At 72.7% G+C, this 15,081-nt stretch carries 14 protein-coding genes; 13 read left to right on the top strand and 1 reads right to left on the bottom strand.

Annotated features, from left to right (window positions below; all coding sequences use genetic code 11):
• Positions 1 to 17: 17 nt before the first annotated feature.
• The 9 genes from cydB (at position 18) to ASG95_RS01455 (ending at position 9,081) form a co-directional block, all read left to right on the top strand.
• Positions 18 to 1,043, top strand: coding sequence for a cytochrome d ubiquinol oxidase subunit II (cydB, locus tag ASG95_RS01495; RefSeq protein WP_057376301.1), 1,026 nt, complete (start codon positions 18 to 20; stop codon positions 1,041 to 1,043).
• Complete coding sequence (gene cydD, locus ASG95_RS01490) at positions 1,043 to 2,689, top strand: thiol reductant ABC exporter subunit CydD (RefSeq protein WP_057376300.1); 1,647 nt, start codon at positions 1,043 to 1,045, stop codon at positions 2,687 to 2,689. Before cydB ends, cydD begins: the two co-directional genes overlap by 1 nt.
• Positions 2,686 to 4,368, top strand: coding sequence for a thiol reductant ABC exporter subunit CydC (gene cydC, locus ASG95_RS01485; protein WP_057376299.1), 1,683 nt, complete (start codon positions 2,686 to 2,688; stop codon positions 4,366 to 4,368). Before cydD ends, cydC begins: the two co-directional genes overlap by 4 nt.
• Positions 4,369 to 4,384: 16 nt before the next feature.
• Entirely contained in the window at positions 4,385 to 4,807 is a 423-nt protein-coding gene (locus ASG95_RS01480) for a BlaI/MecI/CopY family transcriptional regulator (RefSeq protein WP_200961854.1), read from the top strand.
• A gap of 116 nt (positions 4,808 to 4,923) precedes the next feature.
• The gene (locus ASG95_RS01475) at positions 4,924 to 5,652 is read left to right on the top strand and encodes a M56 family metallopeptidase (protein ID WP_235543233.1); all 729 of its coding nucleotides are present in this window, start codon (positions 4,924 to 4,926) and stop codon (positions 5,650 to 5,652) included.
• An 8-nt stretch (positions 5,653 to 5,660) separates the two neighbouring features.
• Complete coding sequence (locus ASG95_RS01470; RefSeq protein ID WP_057376297.1) at positions 5,661 to 6,194, top strand: low molecular weight protein-tyrosine-phosphatase; 534 nt, start codon at positions 5,661 to 5,663, stop codon at positions 6,192 to 6,194.
• Positions 6,195 to 6,218: 24 nt separating this feature from the next.
• Positions 6,219 to 6,596 (top strand): tetratricopeptide repeat protein, encoded by a 378-nt coding sequence (locus tag ASG95_RS01465; RefSeq protein WP_057376296.1) that lies wholly within the window; start codon positions 6,219 to 6,221, stop codon positions 6,594 to 6,596.
• Positions 6,593 to 8,107: an LLM class flavin-dependent oxidoreductase gene (locus ASG95_RS01460; RefSeq protein WP_057376295.1), complete on the top strand. Its 1,515-nt coding sequence runs from the start codon at positions 6,593 to 6,595 to the stop codon at positions 8,105 to 8,107. Before ASG95_RS01465 ends, ASG95_RS01460 begins: the two co-directional genes overlap by 4 nt.
• A gap of 125 nt (positions 8,108 to 8,232) precedes the next feature.
• Positions 8,233 to 9,081 carry a VOC family protein gene (locus ASG95_RS01455; protein ID WP_057376294.1) on the top strand — a complete coding sequence of 283 codons (849 nt, stop codon included), beginning with the start codon at positions 8,233 to 8,235 and terminating at the stop codon, positions 9,079 to 9,081.
• Here the strand turns inward: ASG95_RS01455 and ASG95_RS01450 are convergent.
• On the bottom strand, positions 9,078 to 10,121 hold the full coding sequence (locus ASG95_RS01450) for an aldo/keto reductase (RefSeq protein WP_057376293.1): 1,044 nt from the start codon (positions 10,119 to 10,121) through the stop codon (positions 9,078 to 9,080). The genes ASG95_RS01455 and ASG95_RS01450 overlap by 4 nt on opposite strands.
• Before the next feature lie 147 nt (positions 10,122 to 10,268).
• On the opposite strand from ASG95_RS01450, the gene purB reads away from it, so the two are divergent.
• From purB to ASG95_RS01430, 4 genes are all read left to right on the top strand, one after another.
• Positions 10,269 to 11,678: an adenylosuccinate lyase gene (purB, locus tag ASG95_RS01445; protein WP_057376292.1), complete on the top strand. Its 1,410-nt coding sequence runs from the start codon at positions 10,269 to 10,271 to the stop codon at positions 11,676 to 11,678.
• A 45-nt stretch (positions 11,679 to 11,723) separates the two neighbouring features.
• A complete protein-coding gene (locus tag ASG95_RS01440; protein WP_082592251.1) occupies positions 11,724 to 12,188 on the top strand; it encodes a DUF2568 domain-containing protein in 465 nt (154 codons plus the stop codon).
• 10 nt (positions 12,189 to 12,198) lie between these two features.
• The gene (locus ASG95_RS01435; protein ID WP_056921862.1) at positions 12,199 to 12,597 is read left to right on the top strand and encodes an MmcQ/YjbR family DNA-binding protein; all 399 of its coding nucleotides are present in this window, start codon (positions 12,199 to 12,201) and stop codon (positions 12,595 to 12,597) included.
• Between the two features lie 106 nt (positions 12,598 to 12,703).
• Positions 12,704 to 14,941 (top strand): FG-GAP-like repeat-containing protein, encoded by a 2,238-nt coding sequence (locus ASG95_RS01430; RefSeq protein WP_162259340.1) that lies wholly within the window; start codon positions 12,704 to 12,706, stop codon positions 14,939 to 14,941.
• Positions 14,942 to 15,081: the final 140 nt, after the last annotated feature.

Here is a 15,081-nt window from a genome sequence, read left to right as displayed (position 1 = left end):
GAAGGACCTGCACCGCAATGGAACTCAGCACCGTCTGGTTCGTCATCATCGCCGTCCTGTGGACCGGCTACTTCGTCCTCGAGGGTTTCGACTTCGGCGTGGGCATGCTGCTGCCCGTGCTCGGGAGGGGCGGCGACGCCGAGACCACCGAGAAGCGCCGCCGGGTGCTGATCAACACCATCGGGCCGGTCTGGGACGGCAACGAGGTGTGGGTCCTGACCGCCGGTGGCGCCACCTTCGCGGCGTTCCCGCACTGGTACGCCACGATGTTCAGCGCGTTCTACCTGCCACTGCTGCTGATCCTCGTCGCCCTCATCGTCCGCAACCTCGGGTTCGACTACCGCGGCAAGCGCGACGACCTGCGCTGGCGGGCGCGCTGGGACAAGGCCATCGTCGTCGGGTCGTTCCTCCCCGCGCTGCTGTGGGGTGTCGCGCTCACCAACGTCGTGCGGGGCCTGCCGATCGACGGCGACAAGGAGTTCACCGGCAACCTCGTCACCCTGCTCAACCCGGTCGCGCTGCTGGGCGGGCTGGTGACCCTCGGGCTGTTCCTGACCCACGGCGCGCTGTTCGTGGCGCTCAAGACCGACGGCCCGATCCGCGGCGACGCCCGCCGCATCGCAACCCGCACCGGTGCCGTCACCGCGGTCCTCGCCGTGGCGCTCTTGGGGATCCTCGGCGCCGACGGTGGCCGCCTCGCCTCGTGGGTGACCACCGTCGTGGCAGCCGCCGCGCTGGTGGGGGCCCTCGCCGCCAACCTCCGCGGGCGCGAGGGCTGGGCGTTCGTCGGCACCTTCGTGACGATCGCGATGGCGGTGGCCACCTACTTCCTGCTGCTCTTCCCCGACGTCATGCCGAGCAGCACCGCCGCGGCCTGGTCGCTGACCACCGCGAACGCGTCCAGCACCCCCTACACGCTGAAGATCATGACCTGGGTCGCCCTCGTCTTCACGCCGATCGTCCTGCTCTACCAGTCGTGGACCTACTGGGTCTTCCGCAAGCGGATCGGCACCCAGCACATCCCCGCGGTGGCGAGCCACTGATGCGTCCGTTCGACCCGGCCCTGCTGCGCGCGGTCCCGCAGGCTCGTCGGCCGCTGGGGGTGCTCGCGGCGGTCGGGGTGGCCCAAGGCGTGGCGACGATCGGCACCGCCTTCGCACTCTCGTCGCTCGTGGTCGCGGTCGTGCGGGGCGCGCCCGTGGCGCCCGCCGCGGCATACCTCGTCGTCGTGATGGTGGCGCGCGCGGTGCTGTCGTTCGTCGGGGAGACGGTCGCGGCGGCGGCGGGGACCACGGTGAGCAGCGCCCTGCGCGCGCGGCTGCTCGACCGGTGGCTGTCGGCACCGGCCGAGGACCGCCCCGGATCGGCGGAAGCCGTCACGCTCGCCGCCCAGGGCGCCGCCAGCGTGGAGCCGTATGTCGCCCGCTTCCTTCCAGCCCTCGTCACCGCGGCAGTCGTGCCGACCCTTGCGGTGGTGACGCTGGCGTTCGTCGACTGGGTGAGTGCGCTCGTGGTCGTGCTGACGCTGCCACTGCTGCCCGTGTTCGCGGCGCTGATCGGGGCGACCACCCGCGATGCCACCGAACGCCGTTGGGGGGCGCTCGCCGACCTCTCCGGCCACTTCCTCGACGTGGTGCGCGGGCTGCCGACCCTGGTGGCGTACGGACGGGGCGAGCGCCAGGTGCGGACGATCACCGACGTGAGCCAGCGGCACCGGCGCGCCACGATGGCGACGCTGCGACTGGCCTTCCTCAGCTCGGCGGCGCTCGAGCTGCTCGCCACCATCTGCGTGGCCATCGTGGCGGTGACCGTCGGGCTGCGGCTGTCGCACGGGTCGGTCGAGCTCGGCACCGGTTTGCTCGCGATCCTGCTCGCGCCCGAGGCCTACTGGCCGATCCGACGCGTGGGGGCCGAGTTCCACAGCGCCGCCGACGGCGCAGCGGCCCTTGCGTCGGCGCTCCCCCAGGTCTCGCGTGCTCAGCCGGCCGGGCGTGAAGAACCGGCCAATCGCCCGGTTTCCGACGCGGCCGAGCCGCCCAGCCCCGGGAAACCGGGCAATTGGCCGAAAACCGTGGTGGTGCAGGGACTCGCCTACAGCTACCCGGGGTCGAGCGATCGGGTGCTGGACGGTGTCGACCTCACCGCTTCGACCGGGCTCACCGTCGTCACCGGACCCTCGGGCTGCGGCAAGTCCACCCTCCTCGAGCTCGTCGCCGGGCTGCGCACGCCGACCGCCGGTGCGGTTCGCGCGCAGTCGACCCACCTGGTGACCCAGCGACCGTTCCTCACGGTCGGCAGCCTCCGCGAGAACCTGACCCTCGGCACCGGCCCGGTCTCCGACGCCACCATCTGGGCGGCCCTGCGCGAGGTGGGTCTCGACGGGGTGGTCGCCGCCCAGCCGGACGGGCTGCAGACCCCGCTCGGCGATGACGGACGGGGGTTCTCCGCAGGGCAGCGCGCGCGGCTGGTGCTCGCCCGCGCCCGCCTCGCGGACGCCGACGTGCTCCTGCTCGACGAGCCGACGGCCCACCTCGACGACGAGTCGGCCGCTGTCGCCCACCGCGTCATCCTCGACCTGGCGCGGCACCGCTGCGTCGTCGCCGTCACCCACCGCCGGGAGCTGCTGTCCCTGGCCGACCACCACGTCGCCCTGCGCGCGACCGCCGCCGCGCCCGGAGTCCCCGCGTGAACCGCCGCTCGCCCCGCATCCTGGCCGCCGGCGCCCTGGGCGCGACCGCGCTCGGCTCCGGCGTGGCGCTCACCGCGACGTCCGGCTGGCTCGTCGTCCGCGCCAGCGAGCGCCCGGTGATCCTCACGCTGCTCACGGCGATCGTGGCCGTCCGCACGTTCGGCATGGCCCGACCGGTCTTCCGCTACTGGGAGCGGTTGCGTTCGCACGACGCCGCCCTCGACGACCTCGCGACCGCCCGCGCCGACCTGTATGCCGCGTTGGTGCCCCTCACGCCCGCGCGGCTCCCGCGGCGCGGCCGGGCCGCCATGCTGGCGGGGGTCGTGGACGACCTGACCGAGCGGGTGGAGGCGCAGGTGCGGGTCACCGTGCCGTTCGTGACGACGGCCCTGGCTGGGCTCGCGACGGTGGTGCTCTGCGCGTGGGTCGAGCCCGCGGCCGGGCTCGTCGTGAGTGGCCTCGTCGTCGTCGCGGCGCTGACCACCCTGCTCGCATGGCAGCTGGAAACCCGGTCGATGGACGCCCTCGTGGCCGCCCGCGACGACGTCGCCCGCGTCACCGAGCTGGTCGCCAGCCAGTCCCTCGACCTGCAGGCCGTCGGCGCCGGAGGCCAGGCGATCGAGTGGGTGCGGGACGCGCAGCGGCGGGTCGCTCGGGCCACCCGGGTGCAGAGTCGCGGGCGCGCCGTGGCCACGGCCACGCTCCCGCTCGCGACGGCCGTGGCGACCGTGGGATGCGCCCTCGTGGCTACGCGGACCGACCACAGCGCAGCGGTGTCCGCCCTCCTCGTGCTGGCGCCGTTCGCGCTGGCGGAGGTGTTCGGGACCCTGCCCGAGGCAGCCCGCGCGTGGGCTCGCGCGTCAGCGGCCGGGCGCCGGTTGAACCAGCTGCTCGACGAACGGTCCGCCGTCGCCGCCCTGCGCCACGCCGCCGCCGTGTCGGCTGCACCGGTGATCACCCCCGCCGACCGGAAGGCCGGCACCCACGTCCCGCACCTCCGACTCCGAGGTGTGGGCGCCTCCTGGGACGGCCGACGGACCGCGTTGCAGGGCGCCGACCTGGCCGTCGCGCCTGGTCAGGTGGTCGCGGTCACCGGTCCGAGCGGCTGCGGCAAGTCGACCCTGCTCGCCGTCCTCGCCCGACAGCTCGACCCGACGACGGGGAGCTACCTCGTCGACGGCCAGGACGCCCTGGGCCTCCCTCTGGAGCGGGTGCGCGCGCTGTTCGCCGTCGTGGACGACGAGCCGCACGTCTTCGCCACCACGGTGCGCGAGAACCTGCGCCTGGCCCGGCCGGCCGCGCTGGACCAGGACCTCGTCGAGGCGGTCGGGGCGGCCGGGCTGGGGGCCTGGCTCGCGGGACTGCCCGACGGGCTGGACACCCGGCTCGGGGCCAGCGGACGCGGGCTGAGCGGTGGGGAGCGGGCCCGCCTGTCCATCGCGCGGGCGTTGCTCTCGCAGCGGCCGGTGCTGCTGCTCGACGAACCAGTCGCCCACCTCGACCACCCGACGGCACTGGCTGTGATGGCCGACCTGCTGGCCGCCCGCGGCGAGCGCAGTGTCGTGGTGGTGAGCCACCGACCCGAGGGGCTGGGCGAGGCACACGGCATCATGGACCTGACCCGGACCGCCGTGGCGCCTCGTGACACGGTCCCCGATGCCGTGCCGACCCTGCCGTGAGTGGAACGAGGTGCCGATGCCCCGCAAGGCGATGAACACGCTGGGCGACCTCGAACGCGCCGTGATGGAACAGGTCTGGCGCGCTGCCGAGGAGCACCGCGCGCCGGTGTCGGTGCGCGAGGTCCACGAGGCGCTGGGCACGAGTCGCAACCTCGCCTACACGACGGTGATGACGGTGATGGGTCGGCTGGCCGAGGCCGGGCTGCTGACCCAGGAGCGCACCGGGCGGGCGTACCGCTACGCGGCCGCCGGCTCCCGCGAGGAGCTGACCGCCACGACCATGCTCGACCAGCTGCACGGCATGGACACCACCGACAGACGTTCGGCGATGCTGCACTTCCTCGGGGACGCCTCGCCCGAGGAGATCGCCGACCTCAAGGCCGCGCTCGCCGAGGTGGAGGCGCGGCACGGCGACGGCTCGGGGACGAAGGCGCCCTGAGCAGCGCCCTCGCCACGGCGGGACTCGCGGTCCTCGCGCTCGGCCTGACCGGCCCGGCGCCACGGGTCATGGCTCGGCTCAATGGATTTCGCCGCGCGCCACGAGAAGCACTCCTGGTGTGGCAGGCCGTGTCGCTCGCCGGAGTCGTCGCGGCACTGGCCGTGGCTCCCGCAGCGGCCCTGTCGACCACGCTCCCTCGCGGCGGGCTGGTCCTCGCCCTCCTCTTCAGCGCGGCCATGCTCGCGCGGCTGCTCTGGTCGGGGCACACCATCGGCACACGGCTGCGCGCCCAGCGTCGGGAGCACCGCACCCTCGTCGACGCGTTGGGGACCGACACCGGCGACCACGTGCGCGTGCTCGCCCACCCCACGCCCACGGCATACTGCCTGCCCGGCCTGCGGCGCCGGGTGGTGCTCACCGAGGGCACCCTCGCGACGCTCCCACCCGACGAGCTGGCCGCCGTGATGGCGCACGAGCGCGCCCACCTGCGGGCCCGGCACGACCTCGTCCTGGAGTTCTTCACGGTGCTGCACCGTGCGGTGCCAGCTCGGCTGCGGGCGGCCGAGGCGCTGCGCGAGGTGCACCTCCTCATAGAGGTGCTGGCCGACCGCGCCGCCCGCCGCGCCGTCGGTCCGGTGCCACTCGCCCGGGCCCTGGTGGCGCTCGCCGCGGGCAGCCACCCGGAGACCACCCTGGGGGCGACCGAGGACCGGGCCACCACCGCGGCGCGGATGCGGCTGCTCACCGAACCGGTCGCCCGACCCTGGCTGCGCACGGCGATGGTGCTGTTTGCACTGGGCGTGCTCGCTGCCCCCGTGGCGCTGCTGGTCGTCACGGTGGGTTGAATGGGGCCATGGCACCCGAGCTCCACGAGAAGCGGCCCTACCGTGTGACCGTCGTGTGCACCGGCAACATCTGCCGGTCACCGATGGGCGAGTTCGTCCTGCGCGAGCGCTTCGAGGAGGCCGGCCTCGGCGACCAGGTGGTCGTCGACTCCGCAGGCACCCACTCGTGGGAGGTGGGCAACCCCGCCGACCCGCGGACCCTGGCGGTGCTGGCCCGCAACGGGCACGACGACTTCGGCGGACGCGACCACGTGGCCCGCCGGTTCGAGCGGTCGTGGCTCGACGAGGTGGACCTCGTCCTGGCCGCCGACGCCGGCCACCTGCGCGAGCTGACCAAGCTGGCCCGCACCGACACGCAGCGCGCCAAGGTACGGATGTTCCGGTCCTTCGACCCCGATGCGGAGCGCTCGGGCGAGCTCGACATGGACGACCCCTGGTACGGCGACGACTCCGCTTTCGACCAGACCTACGCCGAGGTCGTGGCCGCCGCTGACGGCGTCGTGGACCACGTGCGCCGCGCCCTCGCTGACCGGAATAGTTGAATATCGAACTATTGTTGAGGGGTCATGACGACGAACAGCACGCCCTTCGCCCTGCGGCTCGACTGGGCCCGGAGCCTCTTCGACCACGGCGACTTCAGCGCCGCTGCCACCGCTCTGCGTGAGCTCGTCGACGAGTCCGGCAGCGGCGAGCACCTGCACGGCACGGCCGACCTGCGGCTGCTGCTGGCTCGTGCCTACTTCGGGTCGGCCCAGCTCGGGCGGGCCGAGACCGAGCTGCGACAGCTGGTCGAGGACGCCCCCGACGACGGCTACCTGCACCTGCTGCTCGGACGCACGCTCCAGCGCCAGCGTCGCCATGCCGATGCCCAGCGGCACCTCGCGCTGGCCGAGGTCCTCGGTGACTACGAGCGGCCGGCTGCCTACGGCGCTCCCACGTCATGACCGACTACGGACAGGACCTGCAGTTCGGGATCTTCCCCAGCCCCGACGCCGCGTCCGCCGACCTCGTGCTCGAGCTCAGCGAGGCGGCGGACGTCGCCGGGCTCGACCTCGTGACCATCCAGGACCACCCCTACCAGGCCAAGCACCTCGACACCTGGACGCTGCTGTCGGTGATCGCGGCCCGCACCACGTCGGTGCGGGTGGCCCCCAACGTCGCGAACCTCCCCCTGCGCCCGCCGGTCGTCCTGGCCCGCAGCGTCGCCACCCTCGACCTGCTCAGCGGCGGTCGGGTGGAGCTGGGGCTGGGCACGGGTGCGTTCTTCGACGCGATCGTCGCGGCCGGCGGCACCCGGCTCACGCCCGGCGAGTCCATCGAGTCGCTCACCGAGGCGATCGAGGTCATCCGCGCGGTGTGGGCCGGCGAGGGCGGACCGACCGTGCGCGTCGAGGGCAAGCACCACCGCGTCGTCGGCCTGCACCCCGGCCCGGCACCCGCACACCCCGTCGAGATCTGGCTGGGTGCGTACAAGCCGCGTATGCTGCGCCTCACCGGCCGGTCCGCGGACGGCTGGCTCCCGAGCATGGGGTATGCCGCGCCGGACACCCTGGGTGGGCTGAACCGGACCATCGACGACGCGGCCGCCAAGGCGGGCCGTGACCCGGCGTCGATCCGCCGGCTCTACAACATCCACGGGCGGTTCGGCTCGGGCGGCGGGATGCTGCAGGGGTCACCGCGCGAGTGGGCCGAGCAGCTCGCCGAGCTCACCCTCACCGAGGGGATGAGCACCTACATCCTCGCCGTCAAGAGCCTTGACCAGGTCCAGCGCTTCGCCCACGAGGTCGCGCCAGCGGTGCGCGAGCTGGTCGACGACGAGCGCGCGAGGCGCGCCGCGGGTCCTTCGCAGACCGCCGCAGTCGAGGTGCGCGAGCAGGATGCAGGCGCCCCGGATGCCGCCACGCGGCATACCACTGGGTCCTTGACCGCTGAGCCCTTGACCGCTGAGCCATTCACCGAAGCCGTTGCACCGCGGGCGCATTCGGGAGCGGGAGCGCACCTCGTCGAGGTGCACGACGGCCTGCGGGCCGAGCTGACCCGGCTGCGCGACATCGTCGAGCAGGTGGTCGCCGGCGAGGAGCAGGCCCATCGGGCACGCAACGCCATCAACGAGCTGACCATGCGCCAGAACAACTGGACGCTGGGCGCCTACTGCGCGCAGTACTGCCGGTTCGTCACCGGTCACCACGGCCTCGAGGACCGGTCGGTGTTCCCGCACCTGCGCCGCAGCGACCCGGCGCTCACGCCGGTGCTCGACCGGTTGGAGTCGGAGCACCTGGTGATCCACGACGTGCTCGAGCAGCTCGACGAGGCCCTGGTCGGGCTGGTTTCTGGAGCCTCGGGGACCACGGAGCTCAAGCGCGTCGTCGACGTCCTGTCGTCGACCCTCCTCGAGCACCTCGCCTACGAGGAGGCCGAGCTCGTCACCGCGCTCGACCGCCACGGCTTCTACTGAGCCGGTCGCCGGCGGGGTCCGGTCGGTCTCGCACCTGCTCGCGCTGGGAGCCGATCCCCCACTGTCGGTCCGCCGTCCTAGCGTGGACGGACAGGCTGTGCGCACGACCGACCGAAGGGGACCCGATGACCATGGCACGCACCTACCCGGCGGGGGTGACCTCCTGGGTCGACCTCGAGGTGGCCGACCTCGGGGCGCTCGACGTCGCCACCCGGTTCTACGGCGACCTGCTCGGCTGGACCTTCCAGCCGGCCACCCGTGATGAGGCACCGTTCCGCTACCTCATCGCCCGGCTGGGCGGCCAGGACGCAGCCGGCCTGGGTGGACCGGCGTCACCCGACCGACCGGGTGGCACGGAGTGGACGACCTACATCGCCGTCGACGACACCGCCGCGACGGCCGCGGCCGTCGCGCGCGCAGGCGGGCAGGTGCTGCTGCCCCCGGCCGACGCCGGCGAGGGCGGCCGCTCGGCCCTGTGCGCCGACCCCGATGGCCTGCGGTTCGGGCTCTTCCAGGCCAGGCGCAGGCTCGGCGCCCAGGTGACCAACCAGCCGGGCGCCTGGAACTTCAGCGACCTGCACACCGCCGACCCCGAGGGTGCCCCTGCCTTCTACACCGCGCTGTTCGGCTGGGAGGTCTCGGACCTCGGGTTCGCCCGGATGATCCGGCGCCCCGGCTACGGCGACCACCTCGAGGCGACCGTCGACCCGGGCATCCGCGAGCGCCAGTCGGGCGCGATGGTGCCGCCGGGGTTCGCCGATGCGATCGGCTGGGTCGCCCCGCTCGCGCCCGACGAGGCGGCGCACTGGCACGTCACCTTCTCCGTGGCGGACCGGGACGACGCGGCGGCGACGGCAGAGCGCCTCGGCGGCACGGTCATCCGCAGCTCGACCTCCGACTGGACCCGGGAGGCCGTCGTGGCCGACCCGCTCGGGGCGCAGTTCACCGTCAGCCAGTTCACCCCGCCCGGCTAGGCCTTGGTCAGACCTCGCGGCTGGACGTCGCGGTGCCGCTGGTCCACGCCGCCGGCGCCGTAGGGGTAGTCGTCCGCGTGCGGCGCGCTCACCTCGCCCAGCCGGTGGACCTGCTCGGCGGACAGGTCGAGGTCGGCGGCGGCGAGGTTGTCGGTGAGCTGCTCGACGGAGCGGGCGCCGAGGATGACCGAGGTGACGGCTGGCTGGGCACCGACCCACGCGAGCGCGACCTGGGCCGATGTCACCCCCGCTTCGGACGCCACCTCGCCGACCGCGTCGATCACGGCCCAGGTGCGGTCCTGCTTGTTGCGCGGACCCCACGCCTCCATGCCGCGCTCGGGGTCCTCCCCCAGCCGGGATGCGCCGGTGGGAGTGGTGTCGCGCTGGTACTTGCCGGTCAGCCAGCCGCCGGCGAGCGGCGACCACGGGAGCAGTCCGAGGCCGCCGTCGAGGCAGGCCGGGACGACCTCGTGCTCGATGTCGCGGACCAGCAGGTTGTACTGCGGCTGCAGCGTCACCGGCGGGGTCCAGCCGTGCTCGCGGGCCAGGTGGACGGCCTTGGTGACCTGCCAGCCGAGGTAGTTGGAGAAGCCGTAGTAGGAGATCTTGCCGGCGCTGACGGCGTCGTCGAGGAAGCGCAGCGTCTCCTCCAGCGGCGTCACCGCGTCCCACGCGTGCATCTGGTAGAGGTCGATGTGCTCGACCCCGAGCCGCCGCAACGAGTCGTCGAGGGCGCGGCGCAGGTGGCGGCGCGACAGGCCCAGGTCGTTCGCGCCGTCACCCATGGCGAAGCGGCCCTTGGTGGCGATCACGAGATCCTTGGCGTCGTCCGGGTGGGACGCCAGCCACCGGCCGATGATCTCCTCGGAGACCCCCTTCGAGTAGACGTCGGCGGTGTCGACGAACGTGCCACCGGCCTCGACGTACGCCTCGAGGATCGCGCCGGACGTCGCCTCGTCCGCCTCCGCGCCGAAGGTCATCGTGCCGAGGCACTGGGTGGAGACGACGGTGCCGCTGGAGCCGAGCGTGGTGTATCGCATGGCTCCCACGGTATGCCGCGCGCTGACCCAGCGCGCGGCCGTGCCACGGCCGCCGGTGCCGGCGCCTCGGGCGCCCCGCGTCGGGGAGGTGGGCACCCGGCATACCGGTGTCCGGAGGTGGCCCCGCTCTCTGGGAGACTGTGGGTCATGGCTTCGCTTGCTGACGCGACCCCTCCCATTGCGCTGGGCGCCCTCGACGGTCGCTACCGCGGTGCGGTGGCTCCCCTCGTCGACCACCTGTCCGAGCCGGCGCTCAACCGCGAGCGGATCCGGGTCGAGGTGGAGTGGCTGATCTTCCTCACCACCCACCAGGTCGTGCCGGGCGTGCGCGCACTCACCGACGACGAGCAGCGGCAGCTGCGCCAGGTGGTCGACGACTTCGGCGCCGCCGAGATCGAGGAGCTCGCGACGATCGAGCGCGAGACGCAGCACGACGTCAAGGCGGTCGAGTACTTCCTCAAGCGCCGCCTCACCGCCATCGCCCCCGGCGACGAGGACCGCGGGCTGGCCGAGCTGATCCACTTCTGCTGCACCAGCGAGGACATCAACAACCTGTCCTACGCCCTCATGGTCAAGGGCGCGGTCACCGAGGTCTGGCTCCCGCGCGCCACCGCGCTCGTCGAGACCGTGGCGACGATGGCGTCCGACCTGCGCGAGGTGCCGCTGCTGGCGCACACCCACGGGCAGCCGGCCACACCGACCACGATGGGCAAGGAGCTGGCCGTGCTGGCGCACCGGCTCGGCCGCCAGCTGCGGCGGATCGGGGCGGCCGAGTTCCTCGGCAAGCTCAACGGCGCCACCGGCACCTACGGCGCCCACCTCGCCGCAGTGCCGGAGGCCGACTGGCCCGCGCTCAGCCGCGAGTTCGTCGAATCCCTTGGGCTGCAGTGGAATCCGCTCACCACCCAGATCGAGTCACACGACTGGCAGGCTGAGCTCTACGCTGACCTCGCGCGGTTCAACCGGATCCTGCACAACCTCTGCACCGACGTCTGGACCTACATCTCGCTCGGCTACTTCGCCCAGGTGCGCGGTCAGGGCACGGTGGGGTCGTCGACGATGCCGCACAAGGTGAACCCGATCAGGTTCGAGAACGCCGAGGCCAACCTCGAGGTCAGCAACGCGCTCTTCGACGTGCTCTCCTCGACGCTGGTCAACAGCCGGCTCCAGCGTGACCTCACCGACTCCTCGATGCAGCGCAACATCGGCGTCGCGTTCGGGCACTCGCTGCTGGCGATCGACAACGCCGCCCGCGGCCTGGCCGGCCTGGACGCCGTGCCGTCCGCGATGGCCGCCGACCTCGACGCCAACTGGGAGGTCCTCGGTGAGCCGGTGCAGTCGGCCATGCGCGCGCTCGGCGCCCAGGGCGTCGCCGGGATGGAGAACCCCTACGAGCGGCTCAAGGAGCTCACCCGCGGCCGCCGGATCACCGGCGACGACCTGCGCGAGTTCGTCGCCGGGCTCGGACTGCCCGACGACGTCGCCAAGCGACTGGCCGAGCTGACGCCGCAGACCTACATCGGCGTCGCCCCCGAGCTGGTCGACTTCCTGGACTGAGCGGCTGGGCTGGGCCCGCTGGACTGGGCGGCCCGACTGACGCGTATGCCGCGTGGTGACCACGCGGCATACCTCGCGGGTCACGACGGGGGCACGTGCGACGCTTGGCCCATGGTGGCGTTGGGCTGGGTGGTGTTGGCCTTGGTGTTCCTGGACGAGCTGTTGGCTGCTGCGGCGGCGGCCGTCTGGGGAAACCACGAGAGCGGCGTGCTGCTCGCGGTCGTGATGGTGGTCGTCGTGGTCGGGGTCTGGTGGGCGTTCGCGTCGCCGAAAGCGCCACTCGGCGGTCCAGTGATCCGGCCGGTCGCCAAGGTGCTGGTCTTCGGACTGGCCGGACTCGGCCTCTGGGCCGCGGGGCACCACGGGTGGGCGGTGGCGTTCCTGGTCTTCTCGGTGGTGGTGAACGGGCTGGCCCTGCTGCCCTCGATCCAGGCACTGGTGGCCGAGTCGGAGGCAGCCGGCGCCGGGGACGCCGGCGGGCGGGGCGCGCGCGGACGGGGCTCGGCGTAGCGTCGCCGCCATGGCCGCACGCAAGGCGAAGCTGTCGGACCTCGCGGAGATCGCGCTGTCGCTCCCGGAGGTGGAAGAGGGCACGTCGTGGGGCAACCCCGCCTACGTGGTGCGGAAGAAGTCGTTCCTGCACTTCCGCGAGCCACGGCCCGACGCCATCGACCCGGAGACCGGGGAGCGGATGCAGGACGTCATCATGTTCGCGGTGGGCGACCAGGACGACAAGGAAGCCCTCCTCGGAAGCGGGGGTCCGTGGTTCACGACGCCGCACTTCGACGGCTACAACGCGGTGCTGCTGCGCCAGCGCGACCTGGGACGGCTGACGCGCGCCGAGCTCGCCGAGGTCATCACCGACGCGTGGGCCACGAAGGCGCCGAAGCGGCTGGTCGCGGACTACTTCGGCGACTGAAGGTCTCTCCGCGATCGCCCTCCGCGGGGGCTTTGCCCTGTTTCGCCGCGCCCCGTCGGTCCGCACACCTATGCTGCTCCGGTCATCGAACATCCGGGGGGACGACGTGCACCAGATCCTGACGCGACGCGCGAGCACCGCGCTCCTGACCGTCCTGGCCGTGGTGGGTGGCGTGCTTGCCGGCTCACCGGCCCAGGCGGCCGACCCGCCGAGCCTCACGTCGGTGACCGTCGCTCCCACCACGGTGGCCGCGCCGGGCACCGCGCAGGTCACCTACACCGCGGAGGGTCCGCCGGTGGCGCTGGCCGACGCGGTCTTCGTCGACGACCGTGGGGTCCAGCACAAGGTGGTCCTGACGCCGGGTTCGACCGGCGCCGGCACGCTGACCGTGCCGACGGGTACGGAGACCAGCACGTGGCGGCTCGGCTCGGTGCGCCTGCGCAGCGAGCCCGACCTGATCACCAAGGTCTGCGGCACGTTCTGGGCACTACGCGTCTCAGACTGCACAGTCACCCGCGACCTGTCCGCGGGTGACGTCAACGTGCGGGGGATGACACCGGAGTACGACGCACCGCAGCTCGCCTCGGTCACGGCGTCCCCGGCGGCGCCACTGGTCGTCGGGCCCGAGCGCCAGGCAAACCTCGCATGGACCCTACGGTCCCCGGCTCCCGACCTCGCCTACGTATCGGCCCGCTTCACCAACCGCAGTACCGGGCAGGTGGGCGTCATTCTCGACTCCCGCGATCCGGTGGCACTTGCTGCCGGCAGGTTCGGGGGATGGGTCGCCGGCGGCACCCCGAACGGTCTCTACGACCTGACCAGCTTCATGCTGTGCGACAAGTCCTTCAACTGTGCGGAGTACCACCCCGATGGTTCGGTCACCTTGGCCAGGGGGGCCCGGACGCCGACCGGCGCCCAGCCGACCTTCTCCGGGACCTTCGACGTGAATTCGGACCCGCCGGTGCTGACCTCCATCCGGCTTGCGGCACCCACCGTCCTCGTCGGCAAGCCCGTGGTCGTCTCGTACGCCGTGCAGAATCGGCAGGCGACCCTGGACGGGGTGCGGCTCCTGTACACCTACCAAGGCGACGGTCTGCGCGACGTCGAAGTCCGACGGCTTGACGCACCCCGCACGGGGACCATCAGCCAGGTGATGGACCGGATCGGGCTGTATCACCTGGACTCGATCGTCGTCCACAACGGCTACACCCCCGCCCTTGAGTACCGCTCCGACGGCACGGTGGTGAACCTGAGGTTCAACCAGGTCGTCGGCACGCACCAGTTCGACCTCCGCAGCCTCGACATCCGGGTGATCCCGAAGCCGCCCAAGCTCACCGCGAGGGCGTGGGCGCGCGGCGCCAGGATCGACTTCAACCCCGGCATGGACGACGACATCGGCAACATCACCGGCTACGAGATGGTCGCCGAGCCCGGACACCACGTCTCGCGGGTCACCGGCACCAACCTCTACACGGCATACGTCAAGGGCCTCACGGCCGGCACCAAGTACACCGTGAAGGTCACCTCCCTGAGCGCTGCCGGCCCCGGCCCGGCCACGACGTTCACCGTCACGCCGATGCTGACGTCCAACGTCGTGGGCATCGGCGACCTGAACCGCGACCGGCACGGCGACCTCGTGGCCCTGAGGCGTGACTGGACCCACACCTTCGGCTACTGGGGGAACGGCAAGGGCGGCTTCAGCGGCGGCGTCCGCAACATCGCGGACGTCGTCCCGGGCACTCGCATCCTGCCCGCCGGCGACCTCACCGGTGACGGACAGCCCGACCTGATCGCCGAGCACGTCGGTCGGCTCGAGCTCTATCAGGGCACCAACGGCGGCTTCCTCACCGATCCCACCATCGCGAGCACCGGCTGGTCGTCGATGCGGTTCATCACCGGCGGCGGCGACTTCTCCGGCGACGGGCGGGCTGACGTGCTGGGCGTGACCCCCACCGGGGTGCTCAACCTCTATGCCGGCAACGGTCGCGGCAAGGTGGCCACGGGGCGCCAGATCGGGTCCGGGTGGCAGACCATGACGTCGGTGTTCATGACCGCGGACTTCAACGGCGACCGCACCCGCGACATCCTGGCCGTCGACCAGGCCGGGGTGCTGTGGCTCTACCCCGGCAACGGCAAGGGCGGGTTCCGCGGCGCCCGGTCGAAGGTCGGCACCGGCTGGAACACGCTCGGGTCGGTCGGCCCGCTCGGCGACTTCACCGGTGATGGGAAGGCCGACGTCGTCGGCATCACCATGGCCGGTGAGTTCCGGCTTTATGCCGGTAACGGCACCGGGCGCGTGTATGCCGGGCGCGTGATCGGGACGGGTTGGCAGCGCTACTTCTGAGCCAGTGACCGGCTCGGGTCCCGCGGGCGGCGCGGGACATGGGGGTGGCGCACGGGTGTGGGCGGCACGGCGCGTGTGAGTGGCGGGCGGCGTGCCCGCCCCACTGTGCCCGCCGCGGGCCAGCACGAGCGCACTGCACT

Origin of the sequence: Phycicoccus sp. Soil803, assembly GCF_001429685.1 — a bacterium.
In the GTDB taxonomy this organism is placed as follows: Bacteria; Actinomycetota; Actinomycetes; order Actinomycetales; family Dermatophilaceae; genus Pedococcus.
Note: the sequence above shows the minus strand (reverse complement) of the source record. Positions and strands in the feature narration are given on the sequence as shown.